Origin of the sequence: Caloramator sp. (assembly GCF_020054765.1) — a bacterium.
Lineage (GTDB): Bacteria > Bacillota > Clostridia > Clostridiales > Caloramatoraceae > Thermobrachium > Thermobrachium proteoclasticum.
In genome coordinates this window covers 46144-61279 of record NZ_JAIHAO010000010.1, presented here as the reverse complement: position 1 = coordinate 61279, position 15136 = coordinate 46144, and the positions used below count along the sequence as shown (strand labels likewise).

20 protein-coding genes are annotated in these 15136 nt (G+C 33.9%); 2 read left to right on the top strand and 18 right to left on the bottom strand.

The window, feature by feature from the left end; translation table 11 throughout:
• Positions 1–52 precede the first annotated feature (52 nt).
• From JG776_RS05310 to JG776_RS05235, 16 genes are all read right to left on the bottom strand, one after another.
• Entirely contained in the window at positions 53–934 is an 882-nt protein-coding gene (locus tag JG776_RS05310; protein WP_291965373.1) for a sulfite exporter TauE/SafE family protein, read from the bottom strand.
• A gap of 139 nt (positions 935–1073) precedes the next feature.
• Positions 1074–1949, bottom strand: coding sequence for an acetyl-CoA carboxylase carboxyltransferase subunit alpha (locus JG776_RS05305; protein ID WP_366934192.1), 876 nt, complete (start codon positions 1947–1949; stop codon positions 1074–1076).
• Positions 1949–2785, bottom strand: coding sequence for an acetyl-CoA carboxylase, carboxyltransferase subunit beta (accD, locus tag JG776_RS05300; RefSeq protein WP_291965414.1), 837 nt, complete (start codon positions 2783–2785; stop codon positions 1949–1951). Before accD ends, JG776_RS05305 begins: the two co-directional genes overlap by 1 nt.
• Positions 2786–2808: 23 nt before the next feature.
• On the bottom strand, positions 2809–4149 hold the full coding sequence (locus JG776_RS05295; protein WP_291965372.1) for an acetyl-CoA carboxylase biotin carboxylase subunit: 1341 nt from the start codon (positions 4147–4149) through the stop codon (positions 2809–2811).
• A 14-nt stretch (positions 4150–4163) separates the two neighbouring features.
• Positions 4164–4595, bottom strand: coding sequence for a 3-hydroxyacyl-ACP dehydratase FabZ (gene fabZ, locus JG776_RS05290; RefSeq protein ID WP_291965412.1), 432 nt, complete (start codon positions 4593–4595; stop codon positions 4164–4166).
• Entirely contained in the window at positions 4588–5055 is a 468-nt protein-coding gene (gene accB, locus JG776_RS05285; RefSeq protein ID WP_291965369.1) for an acetyl-CoA carboxylase biotin carboxyl carrier protein, read from the bottom strand. Before accB ends, fabZ begins: the two co-directional genes overlap by 8 nt.
• Before the next feature lie 4 nt (positions 5056–5059).
• Positions 5060–6292 (bottom strand): beta-ketoacyl-ACP synthase II, encoded by a 1233-nt coding sequence (gene fabF, locus JG776_RS05280; protein WP_291965367.1) that lies wholly within the window; start codon positions 6290–6292, stop codon positions 5060–5062.
• A gap of 10 nt (positions 6293–6302) precedes the next feature.
• Positions 6303–7034 (bottom strand): 3-oxoacyl-[acyl-carrier-protein] reductase, encoded by a 732-nt coding sequence (gene fabG / locus JG776_RS05275; RefSeq protein ID WP_291965365.1) that lies wholly within the window; start codon positions 7032–7034, stop codon positions 6303–6305.
• 1 nt (position 7035) lies between these two features.
• Positions 7036–7962 carry an ACP S-malonyltransferase gene (fabD, locus tag JG776_RS05270; protein ID WP_291965363.1) on the bottom strand — a complete coding sequence of 309 codons (927 nt, stop codon included), beginning with the start codon at positions 7960–7962 and terminating at the stop codon, positions 7036–7038.
• Positions 7963–8907 carry an enoyl-[acyl-carrier-protein] reductase FabK gene (fabK, locus tag JG776_RS05265; protein WP_291965361.1) on the bottom strand — a complete coding sequence of 315 codons (945 nt, stop codon included), beginning with the start codon at positions 8905–8907 and terminating at the stop codon, positions 7963–7965.
• A complete protein-coding gene (gene acpP / locus JG776_RS05260) occupies positions 8907–9140 on the bottom strand; it encodes an acyl carrier protein (RefSeq protein WP_291965359.1) in 234 nt (77 codons plus the stop codon). The genes fabK and acpP overlap by 1 nt, the downstream gene beginning before the upstream one ends.
• A gap of 10 nt (positions 9141–9150) precedes the next feature.
• Complete coding sequence (locus tag JG776_RS05255; protein ID WP_291965357.1) at positions 9151–10110, bottom strand: beta-ketoacyl-ACP synthase III; 960 nt, start codon at positions 10108–10110, stop codon at positions 9151–9153.
• Complete coding sequence (locus tag JG776_RS05250; RefSeq protein WP_027308802.1) at positions 10111–10572, bottom strand: MarR family transcriptional regulator; 462 nt, start codon at positions 10570–10572, stop codon at positions 10111–10113.
• Between the two features lie 230 nt (positions 10573–10802).
• Positions 10803–11579 (bottom strand): hypothetical protein, encoded by a 777-nt coding sequence (locus JG776_RS05245; RefSeq protein ID WP_291965355.1) that lies wholly within the window; start codon positions 11577–11579, stop codon positions 10803–10805.
• 23 nt (positions 11580–11602) lie between these two features.
• Positions 11603–11794 carry a PspC domain-containing protein gene (locus JG776_RS05240; RefSeq protein ID WP_027308804.1) on the bottom strand — a complete coding sequence of 64 codons (192 nt, stop codon included), beginning with the start codon at positions 11792–11794 and terminating at the stop codon, positions 11603–11605.
• Positions 11795–11996: 202 nt separating this feature from the next.
• Complete coding sequence (locus JG776_RS05235; RefSeq protein WP_291965352.1) at positions 11997–12914, bottom strand: TIGR01212 family radical SAM protein; 918 nt, start codon at positions 12912–12914, stop codon at positions 11997–11999.
• 80 nt (positions 12915–12994) lie between these two features.
• On the opposite strand from JG776_RS05235, the gene JG776_RS05230 reads away from it, so the two are divergent.
• Together JG776_RS05230 and JG776_RS05225 are read left to right on the top strand one after the other, a co-directional pair.
• Positions 12995–13444 (top strand): aromatic acid exporter family protein, encoded by a 450-nt coding sequence (locus tag JG776_RS05230; protein ID WP_291965351.1) that lies wholly within the window; start codon positions 12995–12997, stop codon positions 13442–13444.
• 16 nt (positions 13445–13460) lie between these two features.
• A complete protein-coding gene (locus tag JG776_RS05225) occupies positions 13461–13898 on the top strand; it encodes a Fur family transcriptional regulator (RefSeq protein ID WP_291965350.1) in 438 nt (145 codons plus the stop codon).
• On the opposite strand, the gene JG776_RS05220 is transcribed toward JG776_RS05225, so the two are convergent.
• Together JG776_RS05220 and JG776_RS05215 are read right to left on the bottom strand one after the other, a co-directional pair.
• Positions 13888–14340, bottom strand: a complete 453-nt coding sequence (locus JG776_RS05220; protein ID WP_291965347.1) for a threonine/serine exporter family protein — start codon at positions 14338–14340, stop codon at positions 13888–13890. The two genes, JG776_RS05225 and JG776_RS05220, sit on opposite strands and share 11 nt — an antisense overlap.
• Positions 14341–14346: 6 nt before the next feature.
• Positions 14347–15102: a threonine/serine exporter family protein gene (locus JG776_RS05215; RefSeq protein ID WP_291965345.1), complete on the bottom strand. Its 756-nt coding sequence runs from the start codon at positions 15100–15102 to the stop codon at positions 14347–14349.
• Between the last annotated feature and the right edge of the window lie 34 nt (positions 15103–15136).

Below are 15136 nucleotides of genomic sequence, written 5' to 3'. Positions count from 1 at the left end.
CAAATACATTATACGAATATTTTTACAACTTGTCTACAACAATCATTTTAATTTATGCCTCAATTATATCTCCTGTATATTTTTTGAGTGATTTAAACATCATAAAGGAAGTGTAGAGAATAACTATAATAACAACCCACTTTAATAAATCTAATCTCATTTCTTTTACAATAAAGGCAGCAATTAAAACTCCAACAGACCCAAATAAAGTTATTGCAACCGCTGCCTTTTTATCATATGCTCCCTCTTTAATAAACTTTATTGAAGCTGCTGGCATTAAAAAAGCACAAGAACCCATCATTATAGGAAATGCAACCTTTGGACTCATACCAAGTGCATAAACAAGAGCCATACAAGGTGCATAAAGTCCTATTCCTATTGTCATTAAAGCTCCTAATATAAAATTTGCTACCACAGCAAAAATCAACTTACCACCTCTTAACCCAATTGCATCCCCACCGACAGGTAGTATATTAAGTTGTCCTGCTACCATTAAAGTTGCCACAAATAAAAGTGCCATACCCATACTAAGTATAACCTTCTTTGTATTTAGTTTAGATACTATTCCTGCTCCTAAAATAGCTCCAAAAACTGAAGCCAAAATCATTGTAATAAGAGTAATTATATCAACCTCTATTATTCTAATAAAAATTAAAGCCTCAAGTATAATTGGTATTGTCATAGAAACATTTAATGTACCCGGTATAGTTCTTTCATCTGTTAGTTTAAATATCTTAAACATCGAGGTTGCCGGAGCAAAGCTACCTATTCCTAATGTATCAAAAAACAATGTTATAAATCCAACTGCACTCAATCCTAAAAAGCTTCCCTCTTCTCTAAAACCATTTTTTGCAACTTTTCTTACATCCTCCATCAAATAATATAAAAATATAAAAGCAGCAATAATTAAAATTCCCAATATTAATCTAATCATTACCATACTCCTTTCTATTATATAATAAAAAAAACAATACCAATTTGAAATATTATATCATATAAATTTCATTTTTCATATATTTTGTATTATTTCTAAAAAAAATTAAAATTAAAAGGATAGATTATATAAATACAACCTATCCTTTTATAACTGCAATCAAATTCCTCTTTATCTCATCTGCCACCATTTGCGGTGCCTTATGTGCTCCTCCTGCTGGTTCTTTAATTATTTTATTTATAATTCCAAGCTCCTTTAAATCATAGGCAGTCATCTTCATAACATCAGCAGCCTCCTTTGCACGAGAAGCATCCTTCCAGAGTATGCTTGCAAAGCCTTCTGGAGATAAAATAGAGTACACAGCATTTTCGAGCATCCAAATCTCATCGGCCACAGATATTGCAAGGGCACCTCCACTTGAACCTTCCCCTATTACTATTGCAATCTTTAGTATGTCTATTGTTGACATCTCCATTAAATTTCTTGCTATTGCCTCTGCCTGTCCTCTCTCCTCGGCACCTATTCCACAATAGGCACCTGGAGTATCTATAAATGTTATAATAGGCCTTTTAAACTTTTCTGCCTGCTTCATTAGTCTTAGTGCCTTTCTATATCCTTCAGGATGAGGCATACCAAAATTTCTATACAGATTTTCCTTTGTATTTCTTCCCTTTTGTTCACCAATTACAGTAACAGGGATTCCATCTAAGGTAGCAATTCCACCAACAATCGCAGGATCATCTCCATAGAGTCTATCTCCATGGAACTCAATAAAATCATCAAAAATCATTTCTATATAGTCAAGGCTTGTTGGTCTATCATTCATTCTTGCTAAAACAACTCTATCCCAAGGGGTAAGTTTGCTTGATAAATCATTCCTAAGTTCAAGAAGCTTCTTTTCCATCTTCTCTATTTCACAAGTTAAATCAATGTTGTTTTCCGTTGAAATCTTTCTAAGTTCCTCAATTTTTATCTCAAGCTCCTCAATCTTTTTATCTAAATCAAGAACCGACATTACCTCACCCCCAAGTGCATTCTTAAAATGCTATTTAACATACTCTTCATATCCCTTCTATCTACAACCCTATCAACAAATCCGTGCTTTAATAAAAACTCTGATGTTTGGAAGCCTTCTGGCAGTCTTTGTCTTATTGTCTGTTCAATAACTCTTGGCCCTGCAAACCCAATTAGAGCACCAGGTTCTGCCAGTATTATATCACCAAGCATTGCAAAGCTGGCAGAAACTCCTCCTGTTGTAGGATCTGTTAAATAGGATATGTATAAAAGTCCCTCTTTATTGTGTTTTGCAAGTGCAGCACTTGTTTTTGCCATCTGCATAAGTGACACTATCCCCTCCTGCATTCTTGCACCACCTGATGTTGTAAAGATTATAAGTGGTATCCTCTTTTCTATTGATCTATACACAAGCCTTGTTATTTTCTCGCCTACAGCATATCCCATACTTCCCATTAAAAATCGATTGTCCATAACTCCAAGTGCAACTTCTAATCCCTCTATCCTACCAATACCAGTTACAACAGCCTCCTTTAATCCAGTCTCTTCTCTTAGTTTACTTAACTTTTCCTTGTACCCTGGGAAATTCAAAGGATCATCTCCTACGAGGTCTCTATCAATCTCTTCAAAACTTCCTTCATCACATAGCATCTCAATTCTTTGGGGTGCAGTAATTCTAAAATGGTATCCACAACTTGTACAAACATATAGGGATGAGATTAAATCATCCTTATATATAATCTTTTTGCATCTATCACATTTTATCCACAGTCCATCTGGTATATCTACTTTTGCTGATAAATTATCATAGATTATTTCCTTTTTCCTATCAAACATATTATCAATCATAACGTCACCCCCTAAATCTCAAAGTTCTTCTTAATGAAGGAAGTATCTATATTTCCCTCTATAAAATCCTTGTGGTTTATTATTCTGCTTAAGAAATCTATATTTGTATCTATTCCATCTACTATAAGTTCATATAGAGCCCTATTGATCCTACTTATGGCCTCTTGTCTTGTTTCTCCATATACAATTAATTTCCCTATCATTGAATCATAATATGGTGGTATTTTATAGCCTTGATATATATGACTATCAAACCTTACACCAAAACCCGATGGAACTATAAGTCTTTTAATCTCACCTGGTGATGGCATAAAATTCTTATCTGGATTTTCAGCATTAATTCTACACTCTATAGCGTGCCCCTTTATTTTTATATCATCCTGAGAAAACCTTAATCGTTCTCCCTTTACTACTCGTATCTGTTCTTTAATTAAATCTATACCAGTTACAAGTTCTGTAACAGGATGCTCTACCTGTATTCTTGTATTCATCTCCATAAAATAAAAATTACCATTTGCATCTAAAAGGAACTCTATTGTTCCTGCATTTTTATAATTTACAGCCTTTGCAGCCAAAACTGCGGCCTCTCCCATTCTTTTTCTTAACCCTTCACTTAATAGCGAACTTGGTGCCTCCTCTATAACCTTTTGATTTCTTCTTTGTATAGAACAGTCTCTTTCACCTAAGTGAACTACATTACCATATTCATCTGCAAGTATCTGAAACTCTATATGTCTTGGTTTTTCTATATATTTTTCAATATAAAGATTTCCATCTGAAAAGGCGGCCTCTGCTTCTTGTTTTGCGGAAGTAAAACTTTGTGCAAATTCTTCTTCTTTAAAAACAAGTCTCATTCCTCTTCCTCCACCTCCAGCAGAGGCCTTTATCATAACGGGGAAGCCTATATTTTTTGCAATCTTTAATCCCTCATCTAAGGATTTTACAGCACCCTCTGAACCTGGAACCACAGGTACCCCTGCTTTTTTCATCGTCTCCTTTGCCACTGACTTATTTCCCATAAGGGATATAGCTTCTGGAGATGGACCTATAAATTTAATTCCACACTGTTCGCACATCTTTGCAAACTTACTATTTTCAGATAAAAAGCCATAACCTGGATGTATACCATCACATCCTGTCATCAGTGCTGCTGTTAATATATTTTGCATATTTAAATAGCTATCCTTAGATTTTGCAGGACCTATACATATTGCGTGGTCAGCAAGGTGTGCGTGCAAGCAATTAGTATCTGCCTCTGAATAAACTGCTATTGTTTCAATACCAAGCTCTCTACACGCCCTTATAATCCTTACTGCTATTTCACCTCTATTTGCAACAAGTATCCTTTTCATACATAACCTCCAGCCTATGCTGTAATAAACATAATTTCAGCTTCACAGGCAATTTCATCTTTAACGTAGGCAACAGCCTTTCCAACTCCTGCCCTTGACTTTAGTTTTATCATTTCAACCTCAAGCCTTAGTACATCTCCAGGAACTACCTTTCTTCTAAACTTTGCATTGTTTATCCCTCCAAAATATGCCATCTTACCCTTGTAGTCCTCGTGGGATAAAACTGCAATGGCACCAACTTGAGCAAGAGCCTCAATTATTAAAACACCTGGCATTACCGGTTCTTGTTCAAAATGTCCTTGGAAGAAATACTCATTGAAGGTTACATTTTTATATCCTATTGCTCTTTTACCTGGCTCTAATTCATCCACTCTATCCACAAGCAAAAATGGATATCTATGTGGAATTATCTTTTTTATATCATTTATAGTAAGCACATTACTCACCATCCTTTTGAATTCTAAAGAGTGCTTGACCGTACTCCACCATTTCACCATTTTGTACACATACCGCCGCAATAATACCATCAACTTCTGCTTCAATCTCATTCATTATCTTCATAGCCTCAATTATGCACAGTATGTCTCCCTTCTTAACCCTTTGACCAACTACAACAAAGGGTGATGCATCTGGTGATGGTGCACTGTAGAAGGTGCCAACCATTGGAGACCTCACAATTATCTCATCCCTAATCTCCTGTATCTTTATATTTTCTACCTTTTCATAGGATTTTTCTTCAATCTTATCTACAGAGATAGGCCCTTCTATTTTTGGTACTTCCTTTAACAAAACGCCCTCACACTCTTTTTTCATAACTATCTTTGTGCCGCCCTCTTCGACCTCAAAATATGTTAAATTAGAGTTACTCACACATTCAATTAGTTCCTGAAGCTTCTTTACATCCATAACATCAACCTTCCCATTTCTTTAATAATATGCTGGCATTATGGCCACCAAAACCAAGTGAGTTAGATAATGCATAATTCACCCTCATTCTGCGTCCTGTATGTGGTACATAGTCTAAATCACATTCTTCATCCCTAACATTTAAGTTTATTGTAGGATGTACGAAATCCTCCTGAACAGACTTAACGCATACAATTGCCTCAACTGCACCAGCTGCACCAAGAAGATGTCCAATCATTGATTTTGTCGAGTTAACAGCTAATTTATACGCGTGATCTTTGAAAACTTTCTTTATTGCTGTTGTTTCAATTTTATCGTTATAGGGTGTGCTGGTTCCGTGGGCATTTATATAATCTACACAGGTTATATCAATACCCGCCTCCTTTATTGCCATCTCCATAGCATAGGCTGCACCTTCTCCTGATTCAACAGGTGCTGTAATGTGGTAGGCATCACAGGTTGCACCATAACCTACAACCTCTGCATATATTTTTGCTCCTCTTTTTACTGCGTGCTCTAAACTTTCAAGTATTAAAATTCCGCTTCCTTCTCCCATTACAAAACCTTCTCTTTCTTTGTCAAATGGAATTGAAGCCCTATTTTTATCTTCACTAAAGCTAAGGGCTTTAAGTGAGCTAAAACCTGCAAGGGTAAGAGGAGTTATTGCTGCCTCCGTTCCCCCTGTGATTGCAACATCAAGAATACCTGACTTTATCAATCTAAAAGCTTCACCTATTGCGTTGGTTCCTGATGCACAAGCTGTAACTACTGTATTTGCTATTCCCTTTGCACCAAATTTAATTGCAATATTACCTGCTGCAAGATTGCTTATCATCATTGGTATAAAATATGGAGATACTCTACCTGGTCCCTTTTCTAAAAGTGTTGTATGTTCATTCTCAAGTGTCTTTATTCCACCTACGCCTGAGCCTAAAACTACCCCAAATCTATATTTATCCACATTATCAACATTAATTCCTGAATCTAAAACTGCTTCATTTGCTGCTATAAGAGCAAATTGTGTAAATCTATCCATCCTTCTTGCTTCTTTTTTATCAAGATAATCTTCTATATTTATATCAACTTCTGCTGCAAGCTTAGCTTTAAAATTTTGATTATCAAAAGATTTTATGAAATCAATAGCGTTTTTACCTTCCTTAAGACCATTCCAAAAATCCTTAACATTATTTCCAAGTGGAGTTACCGCTCCAATTCCTGTTACAACAACCCTGTTCATACTACACCTCCTACATAACCATTCCACCATCAACGTTTATAACCTGTCCTGTTATATATGACGCCTTATCTGAAACTAAAAACGCGACCAAATGTGCAACATCCTCTACAGTTCCAACTCTCTTTAGAGGTATTAAATTTTTTATTCCTTCCTTAACCTTATCACTTAAAACCTTAGTCATATCTGTATCTATATATCCTGGTGCAACTGCATTTACTGTAACACCCCTTGGTGCAAGTTCCTTTGCAACTGATTTTGTAAGTCCTATTACTCCAGATTTTGATGCCGCATAATTTGCCTGACCTACATTACCAATAAGTCCTATTACGGATGATATGTTTATTATCCTTCCTGCATCTGATTTTATTATATAAGGTGATGCGTGTTTTATCATATTGAAGGTACCCTTTAGGTTAACATCTATTACTGAATCAAAATCCTCTTCCTTCATTCTCAAAATTAATGTATCCTTTGTTATTCCTGCATTATTTACAAGTATATCTACTTTCCCAAATTTATTTATTGCCTCATCTACAATAGATTTTGCTCCATTAAAATCACTTACATCGCCCTTAACAGTTAAAACTTCAACACCATATTTTTTAGCCTCTTCAACTGTCTCTTTAACATCATCTTCACTCTTTCTATAATTTAAAACCAGGTTTATTCCCATTTTTGCAAGTTCAATCGAAATTGCTCTTCCTATTCCACGGCTTGCTCCTGTTACTATTGCCACCTTCATATTACTTACCTCCAATATACTGTAATGTTTTTTCAAGTGATTTAATATCTTCAACATTTAGAGTTGTTAGTTTTCTATCTATCTTTTTCACAAAACCACTTAAAACCTTAGATGGTCCAAGCTCTACGAAGGTGTCATAACCATCTTCAATAAGCTTCTTTACTCCCTTTTCAAAGTATACTGGAGAAATCATCTGCAATTTTAAAATCTCTCTTACATTATCATTATTCTTATAATAATCTCCATTTAAATTTGTAATTACCTTCTTTTTAGGGAGATTAATATCTATCTCCTTCAATACACTATAAAATTCTTCACTTGCATCCTTTAGCATATCTGTATGGAAGGCACCACTTACATTTAGCTTTACTGCCTTTGCACCTAAGCCTTCTGCTATATTCATAGCCTTAAGTACTGCATCTTCTTCACCTGCAATTACAACCTGCTTTGGACAGTTGTAGTTTGCAGCTCTTACAAATCCAGCATCCGCTGCTTTTTTACAAATATCTTCTATCATATTCTCATCAAGCCCTACTATTGCAGCCATTGTCCCACTAACCTTTTCTGCACACCTTCCCATAATCTGCCCTCTTTTTCTCACAAGCTTTGCACCATCCTCTAAAGTAAAGCTTTCTGCAAAACATAGAGCTGAATATTCTCCAAGGCTAAGCCCAATTGCTGCATCTACTTCTATTAACTTACATTTCATAACATTTAATGCCGCCATACTCACAGTAAATATTGCAATCTGTGCATATTCTGTCTTATTTAAATTTTCTTGCTCTTCAAAACACAGCTTTGCTACATCTATATCGATACTTCTATTTACTCTTTCAAATACTTCCCTTGCTTCCTTTAATTCATAAAGTTCTTTTCCCATATTTAAGTATTGACTTCCCTGTCCTGAAAACAAATAGGCTATCTTCATTTATCTCACCATCCCGCCTAAAGCTTTATATAAATCTGATGCTTCTTTTACTATCTCCTCAATAATTTCACTACAAGTCTGTTCTCTTTTAACAAGCCCTGATACTTGCCCAGCCATTACAGAGCCAAAATCTATATCACCATCTATAGCAGCTCTTTTTAGAGAACCTGCTGCCTTTTTCTCAAAAACTTCAGCATCAAGACCTTGTTTTTCAATATTTAAAAGTTCTCTTGTAAATCTATTTCTTAGGGAACGTACTGGATGTCCTGTTGATAAGCCTGTGATAACTGTGTCAATATCCTTTGCTGATAAGACTCTCTGTTTATAGTTTTGATGTACATTACATTCCTTTGCAACTAAAAATCTTGTTCCCATTTGAACTCCAACGGCACCTAAAGAAAGTGCTGCTAAAAGTCCTCTTCCATCCGCTATTCCTCCTGCTGCAACAACAGGTATTGAAACAGCATCCACAACCTGAGGTACAAGTGCCATAGTTGTAAGTTCTCCTATATGTCCTCCCGATTCGTGTCCCTCTGCAATTACTGCATCTACACCACTTCTTTCCATTCTTTTTGCAAGTGCAACTGATGGAACCACTGGTATTACCTTTATATTATTTTGCTTCCACATTTCAATGTATTTTCCAGGGTTACCTGCACCAGTTGTCACTACTGCTACTTTTTCTTCACATACTACCTTTGCAACCTCCTCTGCATAGGGACTCAAAAGCATTATGTTTACGCCAAAGGGCCTATCTGTTAATCTCTTAGCTTTTTTTATTTCTTCCCTAACTATTTCACCCGGGGCATTTCCTGCTGCAATAATTCCAAGCCCACCTGCATTTGAGACAGCAGCCGCAAGGCTACTGTCTGCAATCCAAGCCATTCCACCTTGAATAATTGGATGCTCTATATTTAAAATTTCACAAAGCTTTGTTTTTATCATTATTCATCACCTATTCTTTCCTTTATGTACTCTACTACATCCTTTACAGTTTTAATATTTTCTGCATCTTCGTTTGGAATTTCGATTCCAAACTCATCCTCAAGGCTTATTAATATTTGGAAAAGGTCTAATGAATCAACACCTAAATCTGCAAATGTTGTATCCTCTGCTATTTCATTTTCATCTAAATTAAGTTGATCTGCTATTATATTTCTTATCTTTTCAAACATCATTGACTCCTCCTTATATACTCCAATTTATTATTAGGCCTCCTGAAGTTAATCCTCCTCCAAAGCCAACTAAAACAACCTTATCATCCTTCTTTAACATCCCCTTTTCATACATCTCACATAGGGCTATACCTATGCTTGCAGATGAAGTATTTCCATATTTATCTATATTAACATAGAATTTATCCCTTCCTATTCCTGTCTTATCTGCAGCATAGTCTATTATTCTTATATTTGCTTGATGTGGAACAATATAGGCTATATCATCCTTTTGTAAATTTGCGTCCTTTAAAAGAATATCAATGCATTTCACTATTGCATTTGTTGCAAACTTAAAAACTTCCCTTCCATCCATCCTTACAAAACTATCCCACGTGTTCTGTATTAAAATGTTTCTTAGAGGAAGCCCATTACACTCAAGGTATTTTCCCTTTTCTCCCTCTGATGAAAGGTACATACTTAGCACTCCATCCTTTGATGCTTCTACAACACAGGCAGAAGCACCGTCACCAAACAGAACGCAGGTATTTCTGTCATTCCAATCAACTATCTTTGAAAGAGTTTCTGCACCAATTATAAGTGCATATCTATAGTTCAACGTTTTTAGCATTGCGTCTGCAGTAACAAGACCATATATAAGCCCTGTACAACCTGCATTCAGATCAAAGCAGGCTGCATTCTTTGCTCCTATATTCTTTTGAACAACACAGGCTGTTGATGGAGTAAAATAATCGGGTGTTACTGTTGATACTATTATCAAATCAATATCCTCTGCACTTATTTTAGCCATATCTATTGCCCTTTGTGCAGCAATACTTGCTAAATCAGAGGTATTTTGTCCAAGGGTTAATCTTCTCTCTTTTATTCCTGTTCTTGTTACTATCCATTCATCTGATGTGTCAACAAAATTAGATAGTTCATCATTTGTTACAACCCTCTCGGGAACACATTTTCCAATACCAATTAGTTTCACTTATTCTTCACCACCTATTTTCTTAAGCCTTTTCTTAAAGAAGTTATTTAATTTTTCAAGGGAACTTACTAAAATCTTTTCTTCCTCATCAGTTAGTCCCTCAATTACTTCATTAATCATAGCACTATGGAACTTTTCGTGCATTCTATAGGCAAGTTTTCCCTTATTTGTTAGATGTACAAAAACTATTCTTCTATCCTCTTCTGAACGTTTTCTTTCTACATATCCTTTTTTCTCAAGATTATTTACTGCAACAGTAAGGGTTCCTACCGTTATGTTTAGTTTTTCTGCGACTTCAGACATAGTCTTATCTCCATACATTCCTATTGCCTCAATTGTATGGATTTCTGTGATTGATAAATCATTAAAATCCTTTGATTTTAATGCCTGCTGTTCAATCATAAGTATGTCATTAAATAATTCCACTAAAAGCTCGTTTAAAACTGAATATGTCTTTGACACAGTACCACCTCTATACTTTGATAATCAAATATTTTTATAATCAAAGTATATAAAAATAAATATATTCTGTCAAGGTGATATTCTAAATTTATTTCCAAAATATACATTATTATTTTAATTGTTCCAGAAATAAGAGTCAATAAAATGTATTACTGTTAATATTTTGTTCAAAAAATTAACTTTGTTAAATTTAAATCAAAAAAATAAAAGGGGGCAGTTGCCCCAATATATTATTCTACTATACTATCCTCTTGTGCTTGAACTTCCTTTGTATTAGATTCAAGTCCTATATAATCTTCTATATATTTATTAATTATATAAACAGTTACTAAAGTTGCCATATATGAATTTATTAGTGTTTGTATAATTTTTACATTATTGAATAATAAACTTACTAATAATCCTATGATGATATTAAATACGAAAACACCTAAAATATTAAAGAAATTTGAAAATCCAAACTCAAAAGACCTTTTAAATGCTCCTGTAAAACCTTCATCTTCAACCACAAGAATAGGAATCACAGGTGTTACCAATATAGCCATAAAAGCTAAAATTAAAACAAAAAGTAATATTCCAATTATAAAGACACCTGCTGAGCCTTTAGATGCAACATATAAGATACCTGTTATATATAAAGATAAAAATATATAAATAATCAGTGCAGCTATTAATGCCAAGGATACCACCAATACTCTAAGATAATATTTAAATGCCTTTTTTGAATTTTTATTAAAATCTATTTTGCCACTTAAAACCTTATCCTTTACCATCAAATTTGTCCAAGCTGTTAAATATGGTGATATAAATAATAATACAACCATCAGTAGCAGTGCAACCATAATTTGTCTTGAATAGGCTCTAATTATACTATTTATATCAAATCCATATCCAAAACCAATTTGATTTTTCACTGGTATTCTTGCATTCCCTAAAAAATTGCATATAAATAGAGGAAGCACCATAAGTGGTTCTGTAAAAATAAGCTTTAAACTTTTCTTAAACATAAAAATCCCCCTAACATATAATATCATTCAATCGGTTCAAGTGGAATTACTATTGCACATATTAAATATGCTAAAATACCTGAACCTCCAAGAAATGTAGCAAAAACCCACGCTAATCTAACTAATGTAGGGTCAATTTCAAAATACTTGGCAATTCCACCACAAACTCCTGCTATCATCCTCTCCGTCCTTGACCTATAAAGCTTTTTGTACATAACTTCACTCCTTTTTCATTTTCTAAAACATATATATTTTTATTTTTTCTATTTATGTATTTATTTTTATATATTTACTATTTTCTACTAAATAAAAGCTCATTTCAAGTAAATTTTGTTAAAGAATTTGTAACGTTAAAATAAAAAGGTGAAATGTTCTTTACAACATAATGTATAATGTCACATTTCACCTAAGTAGCATTTACACAAGTCTTCCCTGCCAAGTGTCTCTCTCTATAAACCTTCTGTCTATTGCATTTAGAACTTCCCATTTTTTCAAGCTCCACATTGGACCAATTAAAAGTTCCCTCGGGCTATCCCCTGTCATTCTATGAACCACCATATTTTCAGGAAGTCTCTCTATACAATCAACAACTAAATCTACATACTCATCCATCTCTAAAAATTTCAATTCCCCTCTTTGATAAAGTTCCACCATTTTTGTTCCCTTCATTAGATGTAAAAGATGAAGCTTTATTCCCTGTGTATTTGTCTTTGCAACAAATTCAACAGTTTCAAGCATTCTCTTTCTATCTTCTTTAGGCAATCCAAGTATTACGTGGGTTACTACATCTATATTTCTCTTTTTTAATTTTTCTACTGCATCAATATACGTCTCAAGGTTATATCCTCTATTTATTAGCTTTGCTGTATCATCGTGTATAGTTTGAAGTCCAAGTTCTACCCAAATATATTTTTTTTGATTTATTTCACTCAATAAATCTAAAACATCATCAGGTAGGCAATCTGGTCTTGTTGCTATTGCAAGTCCTACAACACCATCTAAATTTAATACGCTATAATACTTTTCTCTTAATACATCAACTGGTGCATAGGTATTTGTATAGGCTTGGAAATAAGGAATGTATTTACCTTCCTTCCACTTCTTATTCATTATTTCTTTTATATCATTAAATTGTTTAACTAAATCATCTCCACAACCTGCAAAATCTCCAGAACCTCTTGCACTACAGAATATACATCCTCCACTTGAGATCTTGCCATCTCTATTTGGACAAGAAAATCCAGCGTCAAGGGATATCTTAAAAACCTTCTCTCCAAACTTCTGTCTTAAGAAATAATTAAGGGAATAGTATCTCTTATCTCCCCACATCTTCATTTGTTTCACCACCTATATTTGAAAATTATTTCGTCTTTGATTATAATAATCTTAATAAACAAAATTGTAAAGGTGATGAAATGAATATTGGTCTTAGGAACATAAAAACTGCACTTTCGGTGTTTTTATCAATTTTAATTTCAAATTTTGTTTGGCTTGATTATCCATTTTATGCTGCTATAGCAGCACTTGTTTGTATGCAAACCACTTTAGAAAAAACATTTATAACAGGTAAAAATAGACTTTTAGGCACAGTAGTTGGGGCACTTCTTGGTTTTATATTTGCTTCTATATTTCCAACAAATGCAATATTTTCTGCTTTAGGTATAATTGTTCTTATATGCATTTGTAATAGGCTTGAGTGGAATGATGCAATATCAATGGCAGGAATTGTTTTTTTAGCAATTATGTTAAATGTAAAGGATAATAAACACGCCCTTATATACAGCTACAAAAGACTTTTTGAAACACTTATCGGAATTGTCGTTGCATTTTTAGTGAATTCCTTTATATTCCCACCAGAAAAATAATATGGAGTGTGTTAATATGAATGCAGTACAACTTGAAGAGATATTAAAGTCAAATGGATATAAAATGACAAACCAAAGAAGAGCTATATTAGAGGTTTTATGCGAAAACATTGGTAAGTTTTTATCTGCTGAAGACATACTAACTTTATCTAAAATTAAATGCCCTCAAACAAATTTTTCAACAGTATATAGAAATTTAGAAATTCTTGAAGAACTTGAATTAGTACATAAAACAAATATGGATGCAAATAGCACCTGCTTTTATGAAATAATTGATTTAGACAATCACCACCACCATATTATATGTACACAATGTGGCAAAACAAAGGCTATAGACTTTTGTCCCCTCGAAATGTTTAAATCAAATATAGATGATGAGGACTTTGAGCTTTTAGACCATAAGGTTGAACTTTATGGAATATGTAGTGAATGTAAAAAAAAGCCTAAGAAGTAACCTTAGGCTTTTTTCTATACTTTTCATTAACTTTGTATACAAATTGAAATACAGTAGATGCCAGCATTATCCCAAAGGCAATTGCACCTGCTGTTCCTATTGTTTCTATTCCCTTATTTGCAGCAAATATTAGTCTTCCTTCTACTATTGCTCTAACAGTAGTATAGGCAGTAATACCTGGAACAAGTGGATAAATCCCTGGAATTGAAAATACAAAGGCTGGAGTTTTACGCTTCCTTGCCATTGCCTCACTATATATTCCACAGACAAAAGCTGCAAGAAAGGTAGAAAAAACTACTCTATCTGTCTGTATAAATAATACCTTAAATACAACCCAAGAAATTCCTCCACATAAACCAGCCCATACTAAATTTTTTCGTTCAATGTTAAAAAGTATTGCACCTGCAAAACTTCCTACAAATGCTAAAACAAAATCCATCATATTACCTCACACCCAACTTAATTGTAGTATTAATGAAACACCAACACCAAGACCTATCGCTATTGCTATAAAGGATGCTTCAATTAACCTTGCAAAACTTGATATAAAGTCACCATATAGGGCATCCTTTATACCATTTGTAATGGCAACACCAGGAACAAGCGTCATTATAGCACCTATTATTACTTTGTCTACATTTATATAGTGAATTAACTTAGCAACTACTATTGATAATACTCCTGCCATAAGGCCTGACAGAAAAAACTCTAAAAATTGAAAGAATCCGTACTTTTGAATGTTATCTTTTATATAAAAAATAAACATACTTATTACAAAAGCAACTAATGAATCTAAAAAGCTACCTCCAAATAGTTTAGCAAAGCCAAAGGCAACAAAGCCCGATGATATAATCTGAAGATTATAACTAAAATAGGGCATATTTTTTATTCTATTTAACTCCTCCATTGCCTCTTTGTAGGAGGCCCTCTCATTTAAAAGCCTTCTTGAAAAGGTGTTTACCATCTCAACCCTATGAAGATCAACGCTTCTTTGCCTTATTCTTTTTACATTACTTAAGACATCTCCATTTTTGTTTCGTACTGTTAAAGAAAATCCTGTTGGCATAACAAAGCACTCACAATGGACTCCATAGGTATTACAAATTCTTGTTATAGTATCCTCAACCCTATATATCTCTGCACCACTTGATAAAAGTATCTCCCCTGAAAAGCTTGCTATATCCATAACTTCCTTAATATTCACACTATCACCTTTCCTTAATGTAATAATAACAATA